16 protein-coding genes and 2 tRNA genes are annotated in these 19,152 nt (G+C 70.4%); 16 read left to right on the top strand and 2 right to left on the bottom strand.

Annotated features, from left to right (window positions below; all coding sequences use genetic code 11):
* Positions 1-11 precede the first annotated feature (11 nt).
* From OHA98_RS31640 to OHA98_RS31575, 14 genes are all read left to right on the top strand, one after another.
* Positions 12-1,829 (top strand): LCP family protein, encoded by a 1,818-nt coding sequence (locus OHA98_RS31640; RefSeq protein WP_266930584.1) that lies wholly within the window; start codon positions 12-14, stop codon positions 1,827-1,829.
* 139 nt (positions 1,830-1,968) lie between these two features.
* Positions 1,969-2,400, top strand: a complete 432-nt coding sequence (gene rsfS / locus OHA98_RS31635; RefSeq protein WP_073765960.1) for a ribosome silencing factor — start codon at positions 1,969-1,971, stop codon at positions 2,398-2,400.
* A complete protein-coding gene (locus OHA98_RS31630) occupies positions 2,397-3,050 on the top strand; it encodes a histidine phosphatase family protein (RefSeq protein ID WP_266931002.1) in 654 nt (217 codons plus the stop codon). Before rsfS ends, OHA98_RS31630 begins: the two co-directional genes overlap by 4 nt.
* Positions 3,051-3,166: 116 nt before the next feature.
* Positions 3,167-3,239, top strand: a tRNA-Ala gene (locus OHA98_RS31625).
* 235 nt (positions 3,240-3,474) lie between these two features.
* Positions 3,475-3,663, top strand: a complete 189-nt coding sequence (locus OHA98_RS31620; RefSeq protein WP_266930582.1) for a hypothetical protein — start codon at positions 3,475-3,477, stop codon at positions 3,661-3,663.
* Positions 3,664-3,666: 3 nt separating this feature from the next.
* On the top strand, positions 3,667-3,900 hold the full coding sequence (locus OHA98_RS31615; RefSeq protein WP_073216832.1) for a hypothetical protein: 234 nt from the start codon (positions 3,667-3,669) through the stop codon (positions 3,898-3,900).
* Positions 3,901-4,025: 125 nt separating this feature from the next.
* Positions 4,026-4,098: transfer RNA gene (locus OHA98_RS31610), tRNA-Ala, on the top strand.
* Between the two features lie 324 nt (positions 4,099-4,422).
* Positions 4,423-7,296 (top strand): leucine--tRNA ligase, encoded by a 2,874-nt coding sequence (gene leuS / locus OHA98_RS31605; RefSeq protein ID WP_266930581.1) that lies wholly within the window; start codon positions 4,423-4,425, stop codon positions 7,294-7,296.
* Positions 7,297-7,478: 182 nt separating this feature from the next.
* Entirely contained in the window at positions 7,479-8,279 is an 801-nt protein-coding gene (locus OHA98_RS31600; protein WP_266930580.1) for a hypothetical protein, read from the top strand.
* 147 nt (positions 8,280-8,426) lie between these two features.
* The gene (locus tag OHA98_RS31595; protein WP_266930579.1) at positions 8,427-9,272 is read left to right on the top strand and encodes a DegV family protein; all 846 of its coding nucleotides are present in this window, start codon (positions 8,427-8,429) and stop codon (positions 9,270-9,272) included.
* A gap of 728 nt (positions 9,273-10,000) precedes the next feature.
* Entirely contained in the window at positions 10,001-10,717 is a 717-nt protein-coding gene (locus OHA98_RS31590; protein ID WP_323179657.1) for a ComEA family DNA-binding protein, read from the top strand.
* Positions 10,714-13,431: a ComEC/Rec2 family competence protein gene (locus tag OHA98_RS31585; protein WP_266930577.1), complete on the top strand. Its 2,718-nt coding sequence runs from the start codon at positions 10,714-10,716 to the stop codon at positions 13,429-13,431. Before OHA98_RS31590 ends, OHA98_RS31585 begins: the two co-directional genes overlap by 4 nt.
* 220 nt (positions 13,432-13,651) lie before the next feature.
* Positions 13,652-14,536 carry a YceI family protein gene (locus OHA98_RS31580; protein WP_266930576.1) on the top strand — a complete coding sequence of 295 codons (885 nt, stop codon included), beginning with the start codon at positions 13,652-13,654 and terminating at the stop codon, positions 14,534-14,536.
* A 64-nt stretch (positions 14,537-14,600) separates the two neighbouring features.
* Entirely contained in the window at positions 14,601-15,143 is a 543-nt protein-coding gene (locus OHA98_RS31575) for a hypothetical protein (protein ID WP_266930574.1), read from the top strand.
* Here the strand turns inward: OHA98_RS31575 and OHA98_RS31570 are convergent.
* Positions 15,140-15,385: a hypothetical protein gene (locus tag OHA98_RS31570; protein ID WP_266930572.1), complete on the bottom strand. Its 246-nt coding sequence runs from the start codon at positions 15,383-15,385 to the stop codon at positions 15,140-15,142. The two genes, OHA98_RS31575 and OHA98_RS31570, sit on opposite strands and share 4 nt — an antisense overlap.
* Before the next feature lie 83 nt (positions 15,386-15,468).
* Here OHA98_RS31570 and holA point away from each other — a divergent pair, with 83 nt between their 5' ends.
* Positions 15,469-16,455 carry a DNA polymerase III subunit delta gene (gene holA / locus OHA98_RS31565; protein WP_266930570.1) on the top strand — a complete coding sequence of 329 codons (987 nt, stop codon included), beginning with the start codon at positions 15,469-15,471 and terminating at the stop codon, positions 16,453-16,455.
* Positions 16,456-16,779: 324 nt separating this feature from the next.
* Here holA and rpsT read toward each other — a convergent pair whose 3' ends face one another.
* Entirely contained in the window at positions 16,780-17,046 is a 267-nt protein-coding gene (gene rpsT / locus OHA98_RS31560; protein WP_030077886.1) for a 30S ribosomal protein S20, read from the bottom strand.
* A gap of 215 nt (positions 17,047-17,261) precedes the next feature.
* On the opposite strand from rpsT, the gene lepA reads away from it, so the two are divergent.
* Positions 17,262-19,136 (top strand): translation elongation factor 4, encoded by a 1,875-nt coding sequence (gene lepA, locus OHA98_RS31555; protein ID WP_266930568.1) that lies wholly within the window; start codon positions 17,262-17,264, stop codon positions 19,134-19,136.
* Positions 19,137-19,152: the final 16 nt, after the last annotated feature.

The following is a 19,152-nucleotide window of genomic DNA, read 5'->3' as shown; positions in this document are numbered from 1 at the left end:
GAGGGGCACCGGTGAACGACCGACAGAACCCGTACGACCCGTACTACCAGCAGCCGCAGATCGTCGGCTACGACGAGTACGGGCAGCCGGTGTACCAGCAGCAGGGGCAGCAGCAGTACGACCCCTACGCCCCTCAGCAGGGCCAGGAATTCCAGCAGGGCCAGGTTCCGGACCAGGGGTACGGCTACGACCCGTACGGCCGGCCCCAACAGGCGCAGCAGCAGCCGCAGCAACCGGAACACCCTCAGTACCCGCACCAGCCGCAGCACGCCCAGCACGCCCAGCAGTACGACCCCTACGCGGAGCAGCCCCAGCAGGGACAGGCCGCCGACCAGGGGTACGGCTACGGGAACTACACCGACTACGGGTACAGCACCGCCCAGCAGCCCGTCGCGGTCGACACCGCCGAACAGTGGAACATCCCGCATCAGGGAGCCGCCCCGCCCCAGGCGCAGGCCTCGGCTCCCGCTGCCGCTCCCGTTTCCGCGCCCGCCCGGCCGGCCGAGGAACCCGCCGAGGATCCGGCACCGGAACCGGAGCCCGTGCTGCCGGAGCAGAGGCGTCCCGCCGCCGACTACCGCACCGAGCAGTTCTCGTTCATCGAGGAGCCCGACGAGGACTCCGAAGACGTCATCGACTGGCTGAAGTTCACCGAGAGCCGCAGCGAACGGCGCGAGGAAGCACGGCGCAAGGGCCGCAACCGGATGGTCGCGCTGATCGTGGTCGTCGCCCTCGTGCTCGTCGGCGGGGTCGGCTACCTCTGGTCCGCGGACAAGCTGCCCGGCCTCTCCGGCTCGGAAGGGAAGAACGGCACCACCGCCGGCCCGCAGCAGCGGGACGTCATCGTGGTCCATCTGCACGACACCAAGAAGGGCGGCACCTCCACGGCGCTGCTCGTCGACAACACCACCACGAAGCAGGGCACCACCGTCCTGCTCCCCAACTCGCTCGCCGTCGCCTCCGACGACGGCGCCACGACCACCACGCTGGGCAAGTCCGTCGAGGACGACGGCAGCACCGGCACCCGTGAGTCGATAGACAGCCTCCTGGGCACCAGGATCAGCGGTACGTGGCGGCTGGACACCCCGTACCTGGAAAACCTCGTCGAGCTGGTCGGCAACATCGAGATCGACACCGACACCGATGTGCCCGATGCCAAGAAGGGCGCCTCGCCCCTCGTGAACAAGGGCGAAGCCCAGACGCTGAGCGGTCCGATGGCCGTCGCGTACGCCACCTACCGGGGTGAGGGCGAGCCCGAGGCGAAGCAGCTGATGCGGTTCGGCGCGGTCGTACGGGGTGTGCTGCGCAAGCTCTCCGAGGACCCGAAGGCCGCGACGGTCACCGTGGAGACGCTGGCGCAGATCCTCGACCCGTCACTGCCCGAGCAGGACCTGGGCGCCTCCCTGGCCAAACTGGCGGGGCATGCCAAGGTCGGGGACTACAAGACGGAGCTCCTGCCGGTCCACGACGACGGCACCCTCTCCGACGAGGCCACGGAAAGCGTGGTCAAGGACATCCTGGGCGGCGCGGTCAAGGCCCCGGAAGAGGGCGCGCCGGTCCGGGTCGGTGTCCGGAACGCCACCGGAAACGCGGCCGCCGGCGACAGGGCCCGGGTTCAGCTGGTCAACGGTGGTTACGCCTATGTCGACGGGGGGAAGGCCGACGCCGAGGCGTCGTCCGAGGTGCTGTACCGGACCGCCGAGGACAAGGCGAAGGCGGCGGAGGTCGCCAAGACCCTGGGGCTGTCCGAGGAGGACGTGAAGCAGGGCAAACCCGCCGCGAACGCGGACGTGACGGTCGTGCTCGGCCAGGACTACAAGATCAAGTAGGAGGGCGGGGAGGGCCGGACGGCCCGGAGGCCGGCGCCCCGCGCCGGCCTTTGAAGAGCGCGGCGGCAGATCGCAGTAGGGGCTGTCGGCGGTCCGTGAGACCCTAGAGGTTGATCTGACCGCCGACGAAAGCCTGCATGTGACCGCCACGGACCGCTCCATCGAGCTCATCAACGCCGCCGCTCAGGCGGCCGCCGACCGGCTCGCGCACGACATCATCGCCTACGACGTCAGCGATGTGCTGTCCATCACCGATGCCTTTCTGCTGGCCTCGGCCCCGAACGACCGCCAGGTCAAGTCGATCGTCGACGAGATCGAGGAGCGGCTGCAGAAGGAGCTCGGCGCCAAGCCGGTGCGCCGTGAGGGCGACCGCGACGCCCGCTGGATCCTTCTCGACTATGTCGACATCGTGATCCACGTTCAGCACAGCGAGGAGCGTGTCTTCTACGCGCTCGAACGCCTGTGGAAGGACTGCCCCGAGATCGCGCTCCCCGAGGACGCCGTCAAGACCCGGGGCAAGGCCGAGGAGCACGCCCAGCTCAACGGCGGCACGGAAGGTGACCGGAGCTGAACGGCAGCAGCAGCGGCAGGGGCCGCAGGATCGTCCTCTGGCGACACGGCCAGACGGCGTGGAACCTGGAGCGCCGTTTCCAGGGCTCCACGGACATCGAACTCACCGAGACCGGCGTCGGGCAGGCCCGTCGGGCCGCCCGGCTGCTCGCCTCGCTGAAGCCGGACGCGATCGTCGCCTCGGACCTGCGGCGGGCGGCGGCCACGGCCGCTGAGCTCGCCGCCGTCACCGGCCTCCCGGTCGCCCACGACTCCGCGCTGCGCGAGACGTACGCGGGTGCCTGGCAGGGCCTGACGCACGAGGAGATCGTCGGACAGTACGGCGAGCAGTACGCGGCCTGGAAGCGCGGCGAGCCCGTGCGCAGGGGCGGCGGCGAGCTGGAGACCGAGGTCGCCGACCGGGCCGCCCCGGTCGTCCTGGAACACGCCGAGAAGCTGCCCGACGGGGGCACGCTGGTCGTGGCCAGCCACGGCGGCACGATCAGGACCACCATCGGCCGGCTGCTGGGCCTGGAAGCGCACCACTGGGAAGGGCTCGGCGGGCTCACCAACTGCTGCTGGTCCGTGCTGGGCGAGGGTGCGCGCGGCTGGCGCCTGCTGGAACACAACGCCGGCACGCTGCCCGAGCCGGTGCTCGGCGACGACGACTAGGCGGTGCCCGCAGGCCGTCCCGGGGCGGCACCGGCCGGATTTCACTTTCTGGCTGGTCACACGCTAAAGTTCTTCTTGTTCGCAGCGCGGAAACGCAGGGAAACACAGCGGACAGCGGGGCTATAGCTCAGTTGGTAGAGCGCCTGCATGGCATGCAGGAGGTCAGGAGTTCAATTCTCCTTAGCTCCACAATCAAGATCCCGTCCCTTTCAGGGGCGGGATCTTTTGCGTGTGTCCGGCGCTGCCCGTATGCCGTCGGTACCCCGGCTGCTCCCGCCCGTACCGCGACCGCTCCTACCCGCACTCCGACTGTTCCCGCCCGCCCTTCGTTCGCTCTCCGTCCGTTCGCGGGCTGACCCTCTTGCGGGGTCATGGCAGAATCGGAGCGCCGGAGGGGGCGATGGACCGATCGGGAGGGAGCGCGATGCCTGCGAGTCGCGAACAGGTCCCCGACCTGCCCGTTGTTCCCGCCCCGCCCGCCGGCTCCGTAACTCCCGAAGACCGATCCCGTCCCGGCTGCCCGTCCCCCGGTTCGTCCCACGTGGCCCAAGCGCTGGGTGGCGACGGCGGGGTCTCATACGTGTGTACGGCCTGCGGCCACAGCTGGAGCTGACTGATGGGTGCACACAGGCGTAAGTGCGACTGGTGCGGCAGCGGTACGCCCATCGTCAGGGACATGGACCCGGTGAATCCGGAGTACCAGTACTGGTGCGAGGAGTGCGCGCGGGCGCTGATCATAAAAGGCGACCCCATCGAGACCTACCGCGAGCTGGAAGGGGAGCCGATCTACGGGCGGCTCCTGGAGGAGCACTGCACCCTCAAGCGCTTCTACTCCTTCGCGACGGCCTGAACCTCCATGGCGGCCTGAGTGAAATTCGGGCATAACGGTTCAGATGGGAAACGATTTGGTGGAGGACCGGGGGGACCGTGTAATGTTCTCGATGTCGCCAAGGGAAACCGGGCGGCGGACAACAAGGGGCTATAGCTCAGTTGGTAGAGCGCCTGCATGGCATGCAGGAGGTCAGGAGTTCAATTCTCCTTAGCTCCACAGTAGGGAAGCGGGTCATCCGGATCGGGTGGCCCGCTTCTCGTTGTCGTCCCGCGCACGCCGAAGGCATCTGCGGTGACCCCGGCGGAGCCGTCCACGGGCCGGTCGCTCCCGGCGCGGCTCCGGGCCCGTGCGGTACCCTGACGCCATGCGTGCCGTACGCCTTCTGCTTAGTGAGCCGCGCTGATCAGTCCCGACCGGTGAGAATGCCTGGTCGGAATCGGCGCGGCGTCCCCTCCTGTGCGAGGGGATTTTTCGTTTCCGTAGACGCGTGTCCGTAGACGTGGACGCCGGCAGATGACGATCGATGGAGCTTTGAGGATCATGAGCGAGACGAATTCCGCAGCCGAGACGGCCGCGCCGCACCGCTACACGGCGGCGATGGCCGCCGACATCGAGGCACGCTGGCAGGACTTCTGGGACGCCGAGGGGACGTACGAGGCGCCGAACCCGACCGGCGACCTGGCGGACAACCCGGAGCTGGCCGCCAAGCCGAAGAAGTTCATCATGGACATGTTCCCGTACCCCTCGGGCGCGGGTCTGCATGTCGGCCACCCCCTGGGCTACATCGCCACCGACGTCTACGCCCGTCACCAGCGGATGACCGGCCACAACGTCCTGCACACCCTGGGCTTCGACGCCTTCGGGCTGCCGGCGGAGCAGTACGCCGTGCAGACCGGCACGCACCCGCGGGTCTCCACCGAGGCCAACATGGAGAACATGAAGGCCCAGCTGCGCCGGCTGGGCCTGGGCCACGACAAGCGCCGCTCGTTCGCGACGATCGAGGCCGAGTACTACAAGTGGACCCAGTGGATCTTCCTGCAGATCTTCAATTCCTGGTATGACACGGAGGCTGACCGGGCGCGGCCGATCGCGGAGCTGGTGGCGCAGTTCGAGAGCGGGGTGCGTGCGACGCCTGATGGGCGTGCGTGGGATGCGCTGGGCGCGGCTGAGCGTGCGGAGGTCCTGAGCGGGTACCGGCTGGCATATGCGTCGGACGCGCCGGTGAACTGGTCGCCGGGCCTGGGCACCGTACTGGCGAATGAGGAAGTGACGGCGGACGGGCGTTCCGAGCGCGGGAATTTCCCGGTGTTCAAGGCGAAGCTGCGTCAGTGGAACATGCGGATCACGGCGTATGCGGACCGGCTGCTGGATGATCTGGACGGGCTGGACTGGCCCGAGGCGATCAAGCTGCAGCAGCGGAACTGGATCGGGCGTTCCGAGGGTGCGCGGGTGGACTTCCCGGTCGACGGTGCGGGCAGTATCACCGTGTTCACGACGCGGCAGGACACGCTGTTCGGTGCGACGTACATGGTGCTGGCCCCGGAGCACGATCTGGTCGGGCGGATCGTTCCGGCCGCGTGGCCGGAGGGTACGCCGCCGGTGTGGACGGGTGGGTACGGGAGTCCGGCGGAGGCGGTGACGGCGTACCGGAAGCAGGCGGCGGCGAAGTCGGAGGTCGAGCGGCAGGCGGAGGCCAGGGACAAGACGGGTGTGTTCACCGGTGCGTACGCGACGAACCCGGTCAGTGGTGAGGAGGTGCCCGTCTTCATCGCGGACTATGTGCTGATGGGTTACGGCACCGGCGCGATCATGGCTGTCCCGGCGCACGATGCCCGGGACTTCGCGTTCGCGCGTGCTTTCGAACTGCCGATGCGGTGTGTCGTGGAGCCGTCGGACGGCCGGGGTACGGATCCGTCGGTGTGGGAGGACGCGTTCGGTTCGTCCGACGCGAAGCTGGTGAACTCCTCGAACGAGGAGGTCTCGCTGGACGGGTTGGGTGTCGTCGAGGCGAAGGCGCGGATCACCGGCTGGCTGGCGGAGCGCGGTGTCGGTGAGGGGACGGTCAATTTCCGGCTGCGGGACTGGCTGTTCAGCCGTCAGCGGTACTGGGGTGAGCCGTTCCCGATCGTGTACGACGAGGAGGGTGTGGCGCATGCGCTGCCGGAGTCGATGCTGCCGCTGGAGCTGCCGGAGGTGGAGGACTACTCGCCGCGGACCTTCGACCCGCAGGACGCGGACTCCAGGCCGGAGCCGCCGCTGTCGCGGAACGCGGACTGGGTGAACGTCACTCTGGATCTGGGTGACGGGAGGGGGCCGCGGAAGTACCGGCGTGAGACGAACACGATGCCGAACTGGGCGGGTTCCTGCTGGTACGAGCTGCGGTATCTGGATCCGTTCAACGACCGGCGGCTGGTCGACCCGGCGATCGAGGAGTACTGGATGGGGCCGGGCGAGGGCCGGCCCGGTGGCGGTGTGGATCTGTACATCGGTGGTGCCGAGCATGCGGTGCTGCACCTGCTGTACGCCCGTTTCTGGTCCAAGGTGCTGCACGATCTGGGGCACATCTCCTCCAGCGAGCCGTTCCACAAGCTGTACAACCAGGGGATGATCCAGGCGTTCGTCTACCGTGACAGCCGTGGTATCGCGGTTCCGGCCGCGGAGGTGGAGGAGCGCGACGGGGCGTTCTACTACGGGGGCGAGAAGGTCGGCCGGGTCCTGGGCAAGATGGGCAAGTCCCTGAAGAACGCGGTCACTCCGGATGAGATCTGTGCGGAGTACGGGGCGGACACGCTGCGTCTGTACGAGATGGCGATGGGTCCGTTGGACGTGTCGCGGCCCTGGGACACGCGTGCGGTGGTGGGGCAGTACCGGCTGTTGCAGCGGCTGTGGCGCAATGTTGTCGACGAGGAGACCGGTGAGGTCACGGTCGTGGACACGGAACCGGGTGTGGAGACGCTGCGTGCGCTGCACAAGGCGATCGACGGGGTCGGCCAGGACATGGCCCAGATGCGTTTCAACACGGCCATCGCGAAGGTGACCGAGCTGAACAATCATCTGACGAAGGCGGGGGGTCCGCTGTCGCGGTCGGTGGCGGAGCGGCTGGTGCTGCTGGTGGCGCCGCTGGCGCCGCATGTGGCGGAGGAGCTGTGGCGGCGTCTGGGGCATACGGGGTCGGTGGTGCACGAGGGGTTCCCGGTGGCGGACCCGGCGTATGTCGTGGACGAGACCGTGACGTGTGTCGTGCAGGTCAAGGGCAAGGTCAGGGCTCGTCTGGAGGTGTCCCCGGCGATCGCGGACGCGGAGCTGGAGGCGCTGGCGCTGGCGGATCCGGCGGTTGTCGCCGCGCTGGGCGGGGCCGGGATCCGCAAGGTCATCGTCCGCGCACCCAAGCTGGTCAACATCGTCCCCGCGTGATGACCGCGTCGCGCGGTTCGTGATGACCGCGCCGCATGGTTCGTGAGGGGCTCGGTGCACGGTCAGGGCATTCCCCTACGGGCAGGTTGGGGGTTCCGAAGGAACCCCTGGCCTGCCCGTTCCGTTTACGGTGGAGGGGGGCACCGGTACCGGCAGCCGCATCGACCTACCGAGGGGCGTTCATGGAAGCCGTGATCACGATCGTGGCGCTTCTTTTCGTCGCGTTCGTCGCGCTGGGCGTATACGCCGGTGTCAAGGCGATCGGCGCGGCCAAGCGTGGCGTGGACCGCACGATCACACAGGCGCGCCGCACGGTGGAGGACACCACCCTGCGGGCCAAGAGCTTCGGACAGGTGGGCGTCGCGGGCACACTCGCACAGCTGCGGCTCGATCTGCGCACGTCCATGCGGGCGACGCAGGACGCGCTGCAGGCGGGCCTGGCCGAGGACGCCTCGCTCTCGGAGTCGCTGGGACTGTTCCAGCGGCTCAGCGTGCACGGACGCGAGCTCGACGACGAGCTGAAGCGGCTGGAGCGCGAGCCGGACCGGGCCACGGTCGCCGCGCTGCTGCCGAAGCTGAAGGAACGCACGGAGCGGATCACGCACTCGGCGGACTCGTTGCGGTGGGCGGCGCGCGACCGCGCACAGCGGTTCAGCGAGGACGATCTGGACGCGCTGAACGCGCAGATCGACGTCGAGGCCGGAGCACTGCGGCACTGGACGGTGGAGGACCCGCAGACGCAGCACGCACAGCCCTCGCAGTCCTCCGGGCCCTCGCAGTCCTCCGGGCCCTCGCAGTCCTCCGGGACGGGCAAGGGCGCGGCCACGGGCGCGGGAGCAGGGCCCGGGAATGGCAGTACGGCCGAGGAGACCTGGCCGGGCCCGGCACACGCGGAGGGACCACAGGCGATCACAGCGCCGGACCCACGACTGCAGACGGGCTACCCCTGGCAGAAGTCGGCCAGGCCGGAGACGACCAACTGACGCGTCCGCAACGCCCGGCACGGCAGGCGGGGCCCGCGATGTCCTCGGCGGGCTGGAGTGGCAGGATGCGTTCCGGGGCGGCCCGGAACGATCAGCGGGCCGGGGCCGGGCTGCCGCGCCCCCGCCCCGGAAGGTAACCTCCGGCTCATGTCCCGCCATGTCGCGATCGTCACCGATTCAACGGCCCATCTGCCGCACCAGACGATGGAACGGCACGGCATCACCTCAGTGCCCCTGACCGTCGTCCTGGGGGATCAGGCGCTGGAGGAGGGCACCGAGATCTCGGCCCGCTCGCTGGCCCTGGCGTTGCAGAAACGGCACTCCGTGACGACGTCGCGGCCCAGCCCCGAGGTCTTCGCCGCGGCGTACCGGGCCGCGGCAGAGGCCGGGGCGACCGCGATCGTGTCCCTGCATCTGTCGGCCGAGCTTTCGGGTACGTACGACGCCGCGCTGCTCGCTGCCAAGCACGCCCCCGTGCCGGTACGCGTGGTGGACACCGGAATGGTCGCGATGGCCCTGGGATTCTGTGCCCTGGCGGCGGCGGAGACGGCGGATGCGGGCGGCAGCCTGGACGAGGCGGTCGCGGCGGCGGAGAAACGGGCCGAGGGAACCTCCGCGTATTTCTATGTCGACACGCTCGACTATCTGCGCCGCGGCGGCCGCATCGGAGCCGCACAGGCGCTGCTGGGCTCCGCGCTCGCGGTGAAGCCGATCCTCCAGCTGGACGGCGGCCGGATCGAACTGCTGGAGAAGGTGCGGACGGCGTCCAAGGCCATCGCACGCCTGGAGGAGATCGTCGCCGAGCGGGCCGGAGTGGGCTCGGTGGACATCGCCGTGCACCATCTGTCCGCGCCGGACCGCGCCGAGGCGCTGGCCGAGCGGCTGCGCGAGCGGATTCCGGGACTGATCGATCTTCACGTCAGCGAGGTGGGCGCGGTGATCGGGGCACATACAGGGCCGGGGCTGCTGGGCGTGGTGATCTCGCCGCGCTGAGGCCGCTGGGCCGGCGACTTCCGCCGAACCGGGGCCGCTGGAGGGGGAGCGGGAGCGGGAGGCGGCGCGGGAGGCAGATACACCCGGAGGAGTGGCGAGGTTATCCACAACTGGGCAGTTATCCACGGGAATCGGGGCTGCTCGGCGGGTTCGGCCGGATGTGTCTAACGTCGTGAGGCATGGCCCTTCGATCACCTCAAGCGCCCACCGTTTCCCCGCCGACTTCCGCATCTTCACCGACTTCCGCATCCCCGCCGACTTCTGTCTCCGCAATCGATCCCGGTCCTGCTCCTGGTCCCGGTCCTGCCGATGGTCCTGCTCCTGATTCCTTACGTCCTCCCGGGTTTGCTTCCGGTCCCGCCTCCGGTTCCGGTCGCGCGCGGCATGGTCCCGGCAGGGGGCCCAGTGGCGCGGCGGGCAGAGGACCCGGTGCCCGTCATGGCCGACGGCGGTCTTCGCGCGGACAAGCCGCAGCCGTTGCCGCCGCCTCGCGCCGTCGGGCGGATGCGCTGCTGATCAGCGCCTACGACGGCGCGCGCGGGCGGCCTGCGGCGGCGGACCCGGTGACGGAGACCTCGGCGCGGCCCGGACCGGAGGCGGGTCCGCGGACGCGGACAGGGGCACGGCCGTTACGGGGTTCGGCGCCTCCGGACCGCCCCGGTGCCGCCTCACCCCTCGCGCCACCCCCCGCCGGACAGGGCACGTGCCTGTCACGGCGGATGGGGGCGGTGCTCGCACTCCGCGACAGGCTGCCGCTCTGGCTGCGGCTTCGATGTGGACTGGAGCCGAAGACGTTCGCCGCGCTCGCCGTAGTGCTGGTCGGAGCCGCAGTTCTCGCCTCGGTGCACTTCTGGTCCGTCCGCCCGCAGCCCGTGCGTGCTCCCGAGCTGATGAAGGGAGGCGAAGCGGTATCGGCGGCCGTGCGGGAGCCATCGAGCTCCGACGCCGCCGCACCGCCCATGGGGACGGGCCGGGGACAGCCGGCCGCAGCCGATGCCGGTGGGCGGATCGTCGTCGATGTGAGCGGCAAAGTGCGGTGGCCGGGTGTCCGGAGCCTGCCGGCGGGTTCGCGGGTCACCGACGCGTTGAAGGCCGCCGGGGGCGTGCGCGAGGGCACGGATGTCACCGGCATCAACAGGGCGAGGGTTCTCATGGACGGCGAGCAGGTGGTGGTGGGCCCGGTCGCTTTTCAGCCCGGCTCCGGGACACCGGGCGGCGGTGGGGGTACGCCTGCCGGGCCGCCGGGGGCGACAGCGCCGGTGAGCCTGAACACGGCGAGCGCGGAGCAGCTCGAAACCCTGCCCGGGGTCGGCCCCGTCCTCGCGCAGCACATTGTCGACTACCGCACCGAGCACGGCGGTTACCGCTCCGTCGACGAACTCCGTGAGGTCAAGGGGATCGGCGACCGCCGGTTCGCGGACCTTGAGCCTCTGGTCCGGCGATGAGCGGTCGCGAGGCGGTGCCCGGGGCGGAGCCCGAGGTGCCCCCCGGGGCGGGCGTAGGCATCCACAGGGCGTCGGGGCGACGGCTGGGCATCCCGGACCCTCGGCAGGAAGGGGCGGCCGATCTGCGGCTCGTTCCGCCCGCGCTGGCGGTCTGGGCCGCTGCGGCGCTCGGCCTCGGAGCGCCGGGGCGATGGGCGGCGGGAGCGGCCGCGGTCTGCGGCGGCGTGGCTCTGGTGCTCCTGGCCATGTCGCGCCGGCCGGCTTCGGCGGGCCGGCGCGCGTCAGGTGACCGGCAGGCCTCGGGTGACCCGTCGGCGCCGGGGGACCAGCGGGGTTCGGTGGACCGGCCGGGACGGACGGGAGCCGCCGCCGCGGGAGCCGTCCTGCTGTGCGCGGCTGCGGGGGCGGCGGTCGCCGGGTTGCACGGGGCGGATGTGCGGCGGGGGCCCGTTCCCGCTCTGGCGCTGTCGCACGGGCGGGTGGACGCGGAGGTGACCATCACCTCCGATCCCCGGCAGGCCCGGCCGCAGGTCCGCGGTGACCGCAGCACCCCTGTGACACTGCTGCTCGACGCCGAGGTCATCCGGGTCACCGCTGCGGACGGTGCCGTCACCCGGGGCCGCACGCCGGTCCTCGTCATGGTCTCGCCCGGCGACGCCGTGACGCCCTGGCGGCGGCTGCTGCCGTCCACCCGGCTTCGCCTCACCGGCCGCCTCGCGCCGCCGTTGCACGAGGGGGAACGCATCGCCGCCGTACTACGGGTGGAGGGGGAGACGCCACCCCGCATCACCGGGGACCCGTCGCCTCTCCAGCGCACGGCGGGGACTCTGCGCGCCGGGCTGCGCAACGCGGCGGACGGGCTCGACGCCGACGCGCGGGCGCTGCTCCCGGGCCTCGTGGTCGGCGATACCTCCAGGGTCACGCCCGATCTGCACGAGGCGTTCAAGACCACCGACCTCACCCACCTGCTGTCCGTGTCCGGAGCCAACCTGTCGATTCTTCTCTTCTTGCTCATCGGGCCACCCGGGACCGCTCTGCGTGCCGAACGACGCGGCCTGGCACCCCGGTTGGGACTCTCTTTGCGGTCGACCGCGCTCATCGGCGGTGCCCTGACGCTCGCGTTCATCGTTGTCTGCCGCCCCGAACCGAGCGTCCTCCGCGCGGCGGCATGCGGCATGATCACCTTGCTCGCCATCGGAACGGGGCGGCGCAGATCGCTGATTCCCGCCCTGGCGGCGGCTGTTCTGCTTCTGCTGCTGTACGACCCATGGCTGGCGCGCAGTTACGGATTCCTGCTGTCCGTGCTGGCCACGGGCGCGCTGCTCACGCTCGCGCCCCGGTGGAGCGCGGCCCTGCGACGGCGACGGGTTCCGCCCCGGCTCGCCGAGGTGCTGGCCGCTGCCGCTGCCGCCCAGGCGGTGTGCGCGCCCGTGGTCGTGGTGCTCGCCTCGCGGGTCAGCCTGGTGGCGATCCCCTGCAATCTGCTCGCCGAGTTCGCCGTGGCGCCCGCGACGGTTCTCGGGTTCGCCGCGCTGGCGGTGGCCCCGGTGGCCATACCGGTGGCCGAGGTGCTGGCCAGGGTCGCGGGGTGGCCGGTCGGATGGATCGCGTCCGTGGCCCGGACCGGGGCGGGCCTGCCCGGAGCGGAGGCCGAGTGGCCCGGAGGATGGGCCGGTGCCGCGTTGCTCGCCGGGGTCACGGGCCTGGCCGTACTGTCCGCCCGGCGCCTGGCCCGCCATCCGTGGGTCTGCGCCTCCGCCGCGCTGCTTCTGGTCCTCGCGCTGCTGCGACCGGTGCCGCTGACCCGGATCCTGACCGGCTGGCCACCGCCCGACTGGGCGTTCGCGCTCTGTGACGTCGGGCAGGGCGATGCCATGGTGCTTGCCGCCGGGGAGGGCTCGGGGGTGGTCGTCGACACCGGACCCGATCCCCGGCCGGTGGACCGGTGCCTCAGAGATCTGGGGATCACCAGGGTGCCGCTGCTCGTGCTCACTCACTTTCACGCCGACCATGTCCGGGGGCTGCCGGGTGCGTTGCGCGGCCGGACCGTGGGCGCGATCCAGACGACGAGCCTCGACAAGCCACCGGAACAGGCCGCGTTTGTCCGGAGGACGGCGGCCTTGGCGGGAGTTCCGCTGGTGCGGGCCGTTCCGGGGGAGCGCCGCCGCGTGGGACCGCTCGACTGGCGCGTCCTCTGGCCGGACGGCGGCCCGGCCGGAGCGGTGCCGGCGGAGGCGGTGACGGGCGGTGCGGTGTCCAGAGGCGCGGTGTCAAGAGATGCGGTGTCAAGAGGCGTGGTGCCAGGAGGTTCGTTGCTTGGAGCTGCGGGGGTGCGCGCTGTGACGGAGGAGCCGAACGACTCCAGCGTGACTCTGTACGTCCGGGTGGCGGGAGGGCCGACGCTGCTGCTCCTCGGAGATCTCGAACCTCCGGCCCAGCAGGGGCTGTTGCGTACGTATCCGGCGTTTCCTCGGGTGGATGTCCTCAAGGTGGCGCACCACGGCTCCGCGTTCCAGGACACCGCGCTGATGCGCAGCGCACGGCCGGGGCTGGCTCTCATCTCCTGCGGCGCGGACAACCCGTACGGCCATCCGTCGGCCCGTACGGTCGACGCGCTCAGGGCCGGGGGAGCGAGGGTGCTGCGTACCGACAGGGACGGCGCCATCGCCGTGACGGGGGCGGGGAGGGAACTGCGGGCGGTGGGCCGCTCATGATGTAGCGAGTGGGGGGCACCGGCGAAAGGGGGCACTCGGTAGCGGAACAGTCAATTGGGACCTTCAGTGATTCCTCCGCACAACCCGCTCCGAGAGCTCCGTTTGCCTCGAACGTCGCATCAGTGGTCGAATGCATGCTCGTCGGCGGGCCGCTGCTCCGACAACGACGTCCTGCCGTCAGGGGCCCCGAAGTGTGAACCGTCACTGGGGTGCGTGAGAGATGTTCGGCCGTTGGCTGGGAAACAGAAGTCGGACGGGTGCCGCGCGCGGCGGAGCCCTCGCAGGGCTGGTGGTGCCCCGGGCCGCGGGCGTGCTCAGCTGTCGGGTGCTGGACCCCGTCAACGAGCCGGTGCGGCAGGCCGAGTACGTCGTGACCGACAGTGCGGGGCGCAAGGTCGTCGCCGGTGAGACCGACCCGTTCGGCACGGTCCTGGCCACTGTTCCGGCGGGCGATTACCGGCTGGCGGTCACGGCCGAGGGGTTCACGCCGTTCCACGGGGCGGCGGTTGTCTCCGAGGACGGGCACGCGAGCCTCGGTGATGTGACGCTCCAGGTGGCGCAGCCCCCGCAGCTGCCCGACCCCGGTGAGTGGGAGGTCGAGCCCAGCCACTCCCAGATCGGCTTCACGGCGCGTCATATCGGCATGGCCCGTATCCACGGCAGGTTCAACAACTTCGCCGGTGCGGTACGGATCGCCGACCGCATGGAGGACTCCGCCATGCATGTGGTCATCGATGCCGCGTCGATCGACACCAACGTCCAGATGCGCGACGACCATCTGCGCTCCAGTGACTTCCTCGATGTCGGGCGCTTCCCGACCCTGGAGTTCTACAGCGACCGCTTCGTTCACCGGGGCGGCAGCCGCTGGGGGGTCACGGGTGCGCTCACGCTGCACGGCGTCAGCCGCACGGTGACGCTGGACACCCAGTACCTCGGTGTGGGCAACGGGCTGGAGGGGGAGGTTCGCGCCGCCTGCCGCGCCACCACCGAACTGCACCGTGAGGACTTCACCCTCACCTGGCAGACGATGCTCGCCCGCGGGATCGCCGCGGTCGGCTCCAGCATCTCCATCGACATGGACATCCAGATCGTCCCCAAGGCTTGAACTGGCATATGCCAAACGGGAACCATGGTTACCAAACTCGCAGTTGGTAACTATGGTTGTCGCCATGACGGCATCGGAGATCACCGAAGCGGAACAGGCAGCCCTCGACACCGCCCTCCTGGACGCGCTCAACCCGCTCGCCTCGGCCATGCGAGCCCGAGCCACCGGGCTGCCCGAGGAGCGGATGTGGGACGCGGACCCCATCGACGTGACCCTGTCGGTTCTCGCCACCTGGAAGGTGGTGGACGCCGAGGTCAAGCGGCTGACGGCGATGGCGGCGAGGACCGCCGGCTCCTACGGCGCGAGCTATGAGCAGATGGGCGCCGCCTGGGGCATCACCCGGCAGGGTGCCCGCAAGAAGTGGCCCGATGCCATCGACAGGCCGGTGGCCGCGCGGGCGAGCACCCTCGAACTCTGCGGCGGCACCGCGGAATTGGTGCCGGACCCGGTGTCCGGCGGCTGGCGGTGGACCGGGCGGGGCGCCGACGGAACGCGCGGTGAGACCGACGACACCACGTGCCATGCCACGAAGGAGGAAGCCGCCGCCCACGCGGGCGCGTTCCTCGGCGAGCACGCGGCCGAGCGGCCCGGGACGGACACGCCCTAAGGGGCCTCCAGCCACCCCTCGTACTCCGCGGCGAACGCGTCGAGCGAGGCGGAGTCCAGCCGCCCGGCCGGGTCCTCCACGACCACCAGCCACTGGGCGTCCTCGGCGTCGTCCTCGCCGGCCAGCGCGTCCCGTACGAGCTGCGGCTCCTCACTCACCCCGAAACGGTCGGCGAGCTCTCCGGCCACTTCCTCCGCGGCATCGCGGTCGGGCAGCACCAGCACATGTCTCACATCGCTCACCTGCCCATTCTCCGGTACGGGGAGGAGTGCGCGGGACCCCGGCGGACCCGTGCTGTCGGTGGGGCGTGGGATGCTGGAACGCGATGGCCACCAGGAAGAATTCTGCCGACGATCCGCTCGCCCCCGTCACGCTCGCCGTGGGCCAGGAGGACCTCCTCCTGGACCGTGCGGTGCAGCAGGTGGTGGCGGCGGCCCGTGCCGCCGACGCCGATACGGACGTCCGCGACCTCAGCTCCGACCAGTTGCAGCCCGGCACGCTCGCCGAGCTGACCAGCCCCTCGCTCTTCGCCGAGCGCAAGGTGGTGATCGTGCGCAACGCGCACGACCTCTCCGCCGACACCGTCAAGGACGTCAAGGCGTATGTGAACGCGCCGGTCGAGGAGATCACCCTCGTCCTGCTGCACGCCGGAGGTGCCAAGGGCAAGGGCCTCCTGGACGCCGCGCGGAAGGCCGGGGCGCGTGAGGTGGCCTGCCCGAAGACGACCAAGGCGGCCGAGCGGCTCTCCTTCGTGAGGTCCGAGTTCCGGGCGCTGGGGCGTTCCGCGACCCCCGAGGCCTGCCAGGCCCTGGTCGACTCCATCGGCAGCGATCTGCGGGAGCTGGCCAGTGCGGCGTCCCAGCTGGTCGCCGATGTCGAGGGCACGATCGACGAAGCGGTCGTCGGGCGCTACTACACGGGCCGCGCCGAGGCGTCCTCGTTCACCGTCGCCGACCGGGCGGTCGAGGGCCGGGCCGCGGAGGCGCTGGAGGCGCTGCGCTGGTCGCTGTCGACCGGGGTCGCGCCGGTCCTGATCACCAGTGCGCTGGCCCAGGGAGTGCGGGCGATCGGCAAGCTGTCCTCGGCCAGGGGCGGCCGGCCCGCCGACCTCGCCCGTGAGCTGGGCATGCCGCCGTGGAAGATCGACCGGGTGCGTCAGCAGATGCGTGGCTGGACGCCGGACGGGGTCGCCGTGGCCCTGCGGGCCGTCGCGGCGGCCGACGCGGGGGTCAAGGGCGGCGGGGACGATCCGGAGTACGCCCTGGAGAAGGCCGTCGTAGCGATCGCACGGGCGGCGCGCTCAGGGCGTTAGCCGCCCCTCCCGGCCGTCCGTCGGCAGCAGCACCAGGAGCAGGAGCCGGAGCGGCAGCCACAGCAGCGACCACGCGAAAGGCGGCGCGACCACGCGAAAGGTGGCGCGACCACGCGAAAGGTGGCGCGACCACGAGGAAGGCAGCGCGACCACGCGAAAGCCCCGGTCGCCGTCCTGGGGAGGACGGGCGACCGGGGCTTCCGGTTCACGCTGTGGTGCGCCGCACCCGCGTGGCGAACGCAGGTTCGGTGTGCGGCGCGGGGTGCCGGTCAGGAGCGGGAGAGAGGGCCCGCTGGATCCGTACCGGCGTTCACATCAGAAAGCTCAGGCCTGGAGAGCGGCAACCTTGGAGGCCAGCGCCGACTTCTTGTTGGCGGCGGCGTTCTTGTGGATGACACCCTTCGAGACAGCCTTGTCGAGCTGACGGGAGGCGTCGCGGACGGCCGTGGTGGCCTTCTCGACGTCACCGGCAGCGGCGGCCTCACGGGCCTTGCGGATCGCGGTCTTGAGCGACGACTTGACGGCCTTGTTGCGCAGGCGCGCCTTCTCGTTGGTCTTGTTCCGCTTGATCTGGGACTTGATGTTCGCCACGAAAGAGCCTTTTCAGGTTCGTTGGATCTTCGATGTGCGCCACGCCGCTCGCGAGAGCCACGAGGCACAGCTGTCAACGGTACCAGTCACCCTCCGACCGGCCCAAACCGGTCCCTGCCCCGCAACCATGGGACGATGGAAGCTACGTATTGATCCGACCGACCCGACATCGACCCGAGACACGGCGTTCGGCGTCTCAAGAATCAGGACCCTGCGTGCCCGCGACTCCTATCCACGTGCCCGAGCCGAGCCGTACCGACCCGGCGCTGATCCGCAACTTCTGCATCATCGCGCACATCGACCACGGCAAGTCGACCCTTGCCGACCGGATGCTTCAGCTGACGGGCGTGGTCGACCAGCGGCAGATGCGCGCTCAGTACCTCGACCGGATGGACATCGAGCGCGAGCGCGGAATCACCATCAAGTCCCAGGCGGTCCGTCTGCCCTGGGCGCCGACCACCGCGGAGGGCAAGGGCAGCACCCATGTCCTCAACATGATCGACACCCCGGGCCACGTGGACTTCACCTACGAGGTCTCCCGTTCGCTCGCCGCCTGCGAGGGCACCGTCCTGCTGGTCGACGCGGCGCAGGGCATCGAGGCCCAGACGCTCGCCAACCTCTATCTGGCGATGGAGAACGACCTCACCATCGTTCCGGTGCTCAACAAGATCGACCTGCCCGCCGCGCAGCCCGAGAAGTTCTCCGAGGAGCTGGCGAACCTCATCGGCTGCCAGCCGGAGGACGTCCTCAAGGTCTCGGCGAAGACCGGCGTCGGCGTGGACGCCCTGCTCGACCGCGTGGTCCGGGACGTCCCCGCCCCGGTCGGCAAGGCCGACGCCCCCGCCCGCGCGATGATCTTCGACTCGGTCTACGACTCGTACCGCGGTGTCGTGACCTACGTCCGTGTCGTCGACGGCCAGCTCAACAAGCGCGAGCGCATCCGGATGATGTCCACGGGCGCCACCCACGAGCTGCTGGAGATCGGTGTCTCCTCCCCGGAGATGACCCCGGCCGACGGCATCGGCGTGGGTGAGGTGGGCTACATCATCACCGGTGTGAAGGACGTCCGGCAGTCCAAGGTCGGTGACACGATCACCTCCCTCAGCAACGGTGCGACCGAGGCGCTCGGCGGCTACAAGGACCCCAAGCCGATGGTGTTCTCGGGGCTGTACCCGCTGGACGGCTCGGACTACCCGGACCTGCGCGAGGCGCTGGACAAGCTCCAGCTCAACGACGCCGCCCTGGTGTACGAGCCGGAGACCTCCGCGGCGCTCGGCTTCGGCTTCCGCGTCGGCTTCCTCGGCCTGCTCCACCTCGACGTGGTCCGTGAGCGGCTGGAGCGCGAGTTCGGTCTCGACCTCATCGCCACCGCCCCGAACGTGGTCTACCGCGTCGAGATGGAGGACGGCACCGAGCACATCGTCACCAACCCGAGCGAGTTCCCCGAGGGCAAGATCGACAAGGTGCACGAGCCCGTCGTGCGCGCCACGGTCCTGGCCCCCAGCGAGTTCATCGGCGCGATCATGGAGCTCTGCCAGAACCGGCGCGGCACCCTGCTCGGCATGGACTACCTGTCCGAGGACCGGGTCGAGATCCGCTACACCCTGCCGCTCGCCGAGATCGTCTTCGACTTCTTCGACCAGCTGAAGTCCAAGACCCGCGGTTACGCCTCGCTCGACTACGAGCCCACCGGCGAGCAGTCGGCCCAGCTCGTCAAGGTCGACATCCTGCTGCACGGCGACAAGGTCGACGCGTTCTCCGCGGTCACGCACAAGGACAAGGCGTACGCGTACGGCGTGCGGCTCGTCGCCAAGCTGCAGAAGCTCATCCCGCGGCAGAACTTCGAGGTGCCGATCCAGGCGGCCATCGGCTCCCGGGTCATCGCCCGTGAGACCGTCCGCGCCATCCGCAAGGACGTCCTCGCCAAGTGTTACGGCGGTGACATCTCCCGTAAGCGGAAGCTGCTGGAGAAGCAGAAGGAGGGCAAGAAGCGGATGAAGATGGTCGGCAATGTGGAGGTCCCGCAGGACGCCTTCATCTCCGTGCTCTCGACGGACGAGTCGGCCGGCGAGGCCAAGGGCAAGAAGTAGCCCGCTCGTTCGTACC

Source organism: Streptomyces sp. NBC_00654 (genome assembly GCF_026341775.1).
Taxonomy (GTDB): Bacteria; Actinomycetota; Actinomycetes; order Streptomycetales; family Streptomycetaceae; genus Streptomyces.
This window is presented reverse-complemented; position numbering and strand designations above follow the sequence as displayed.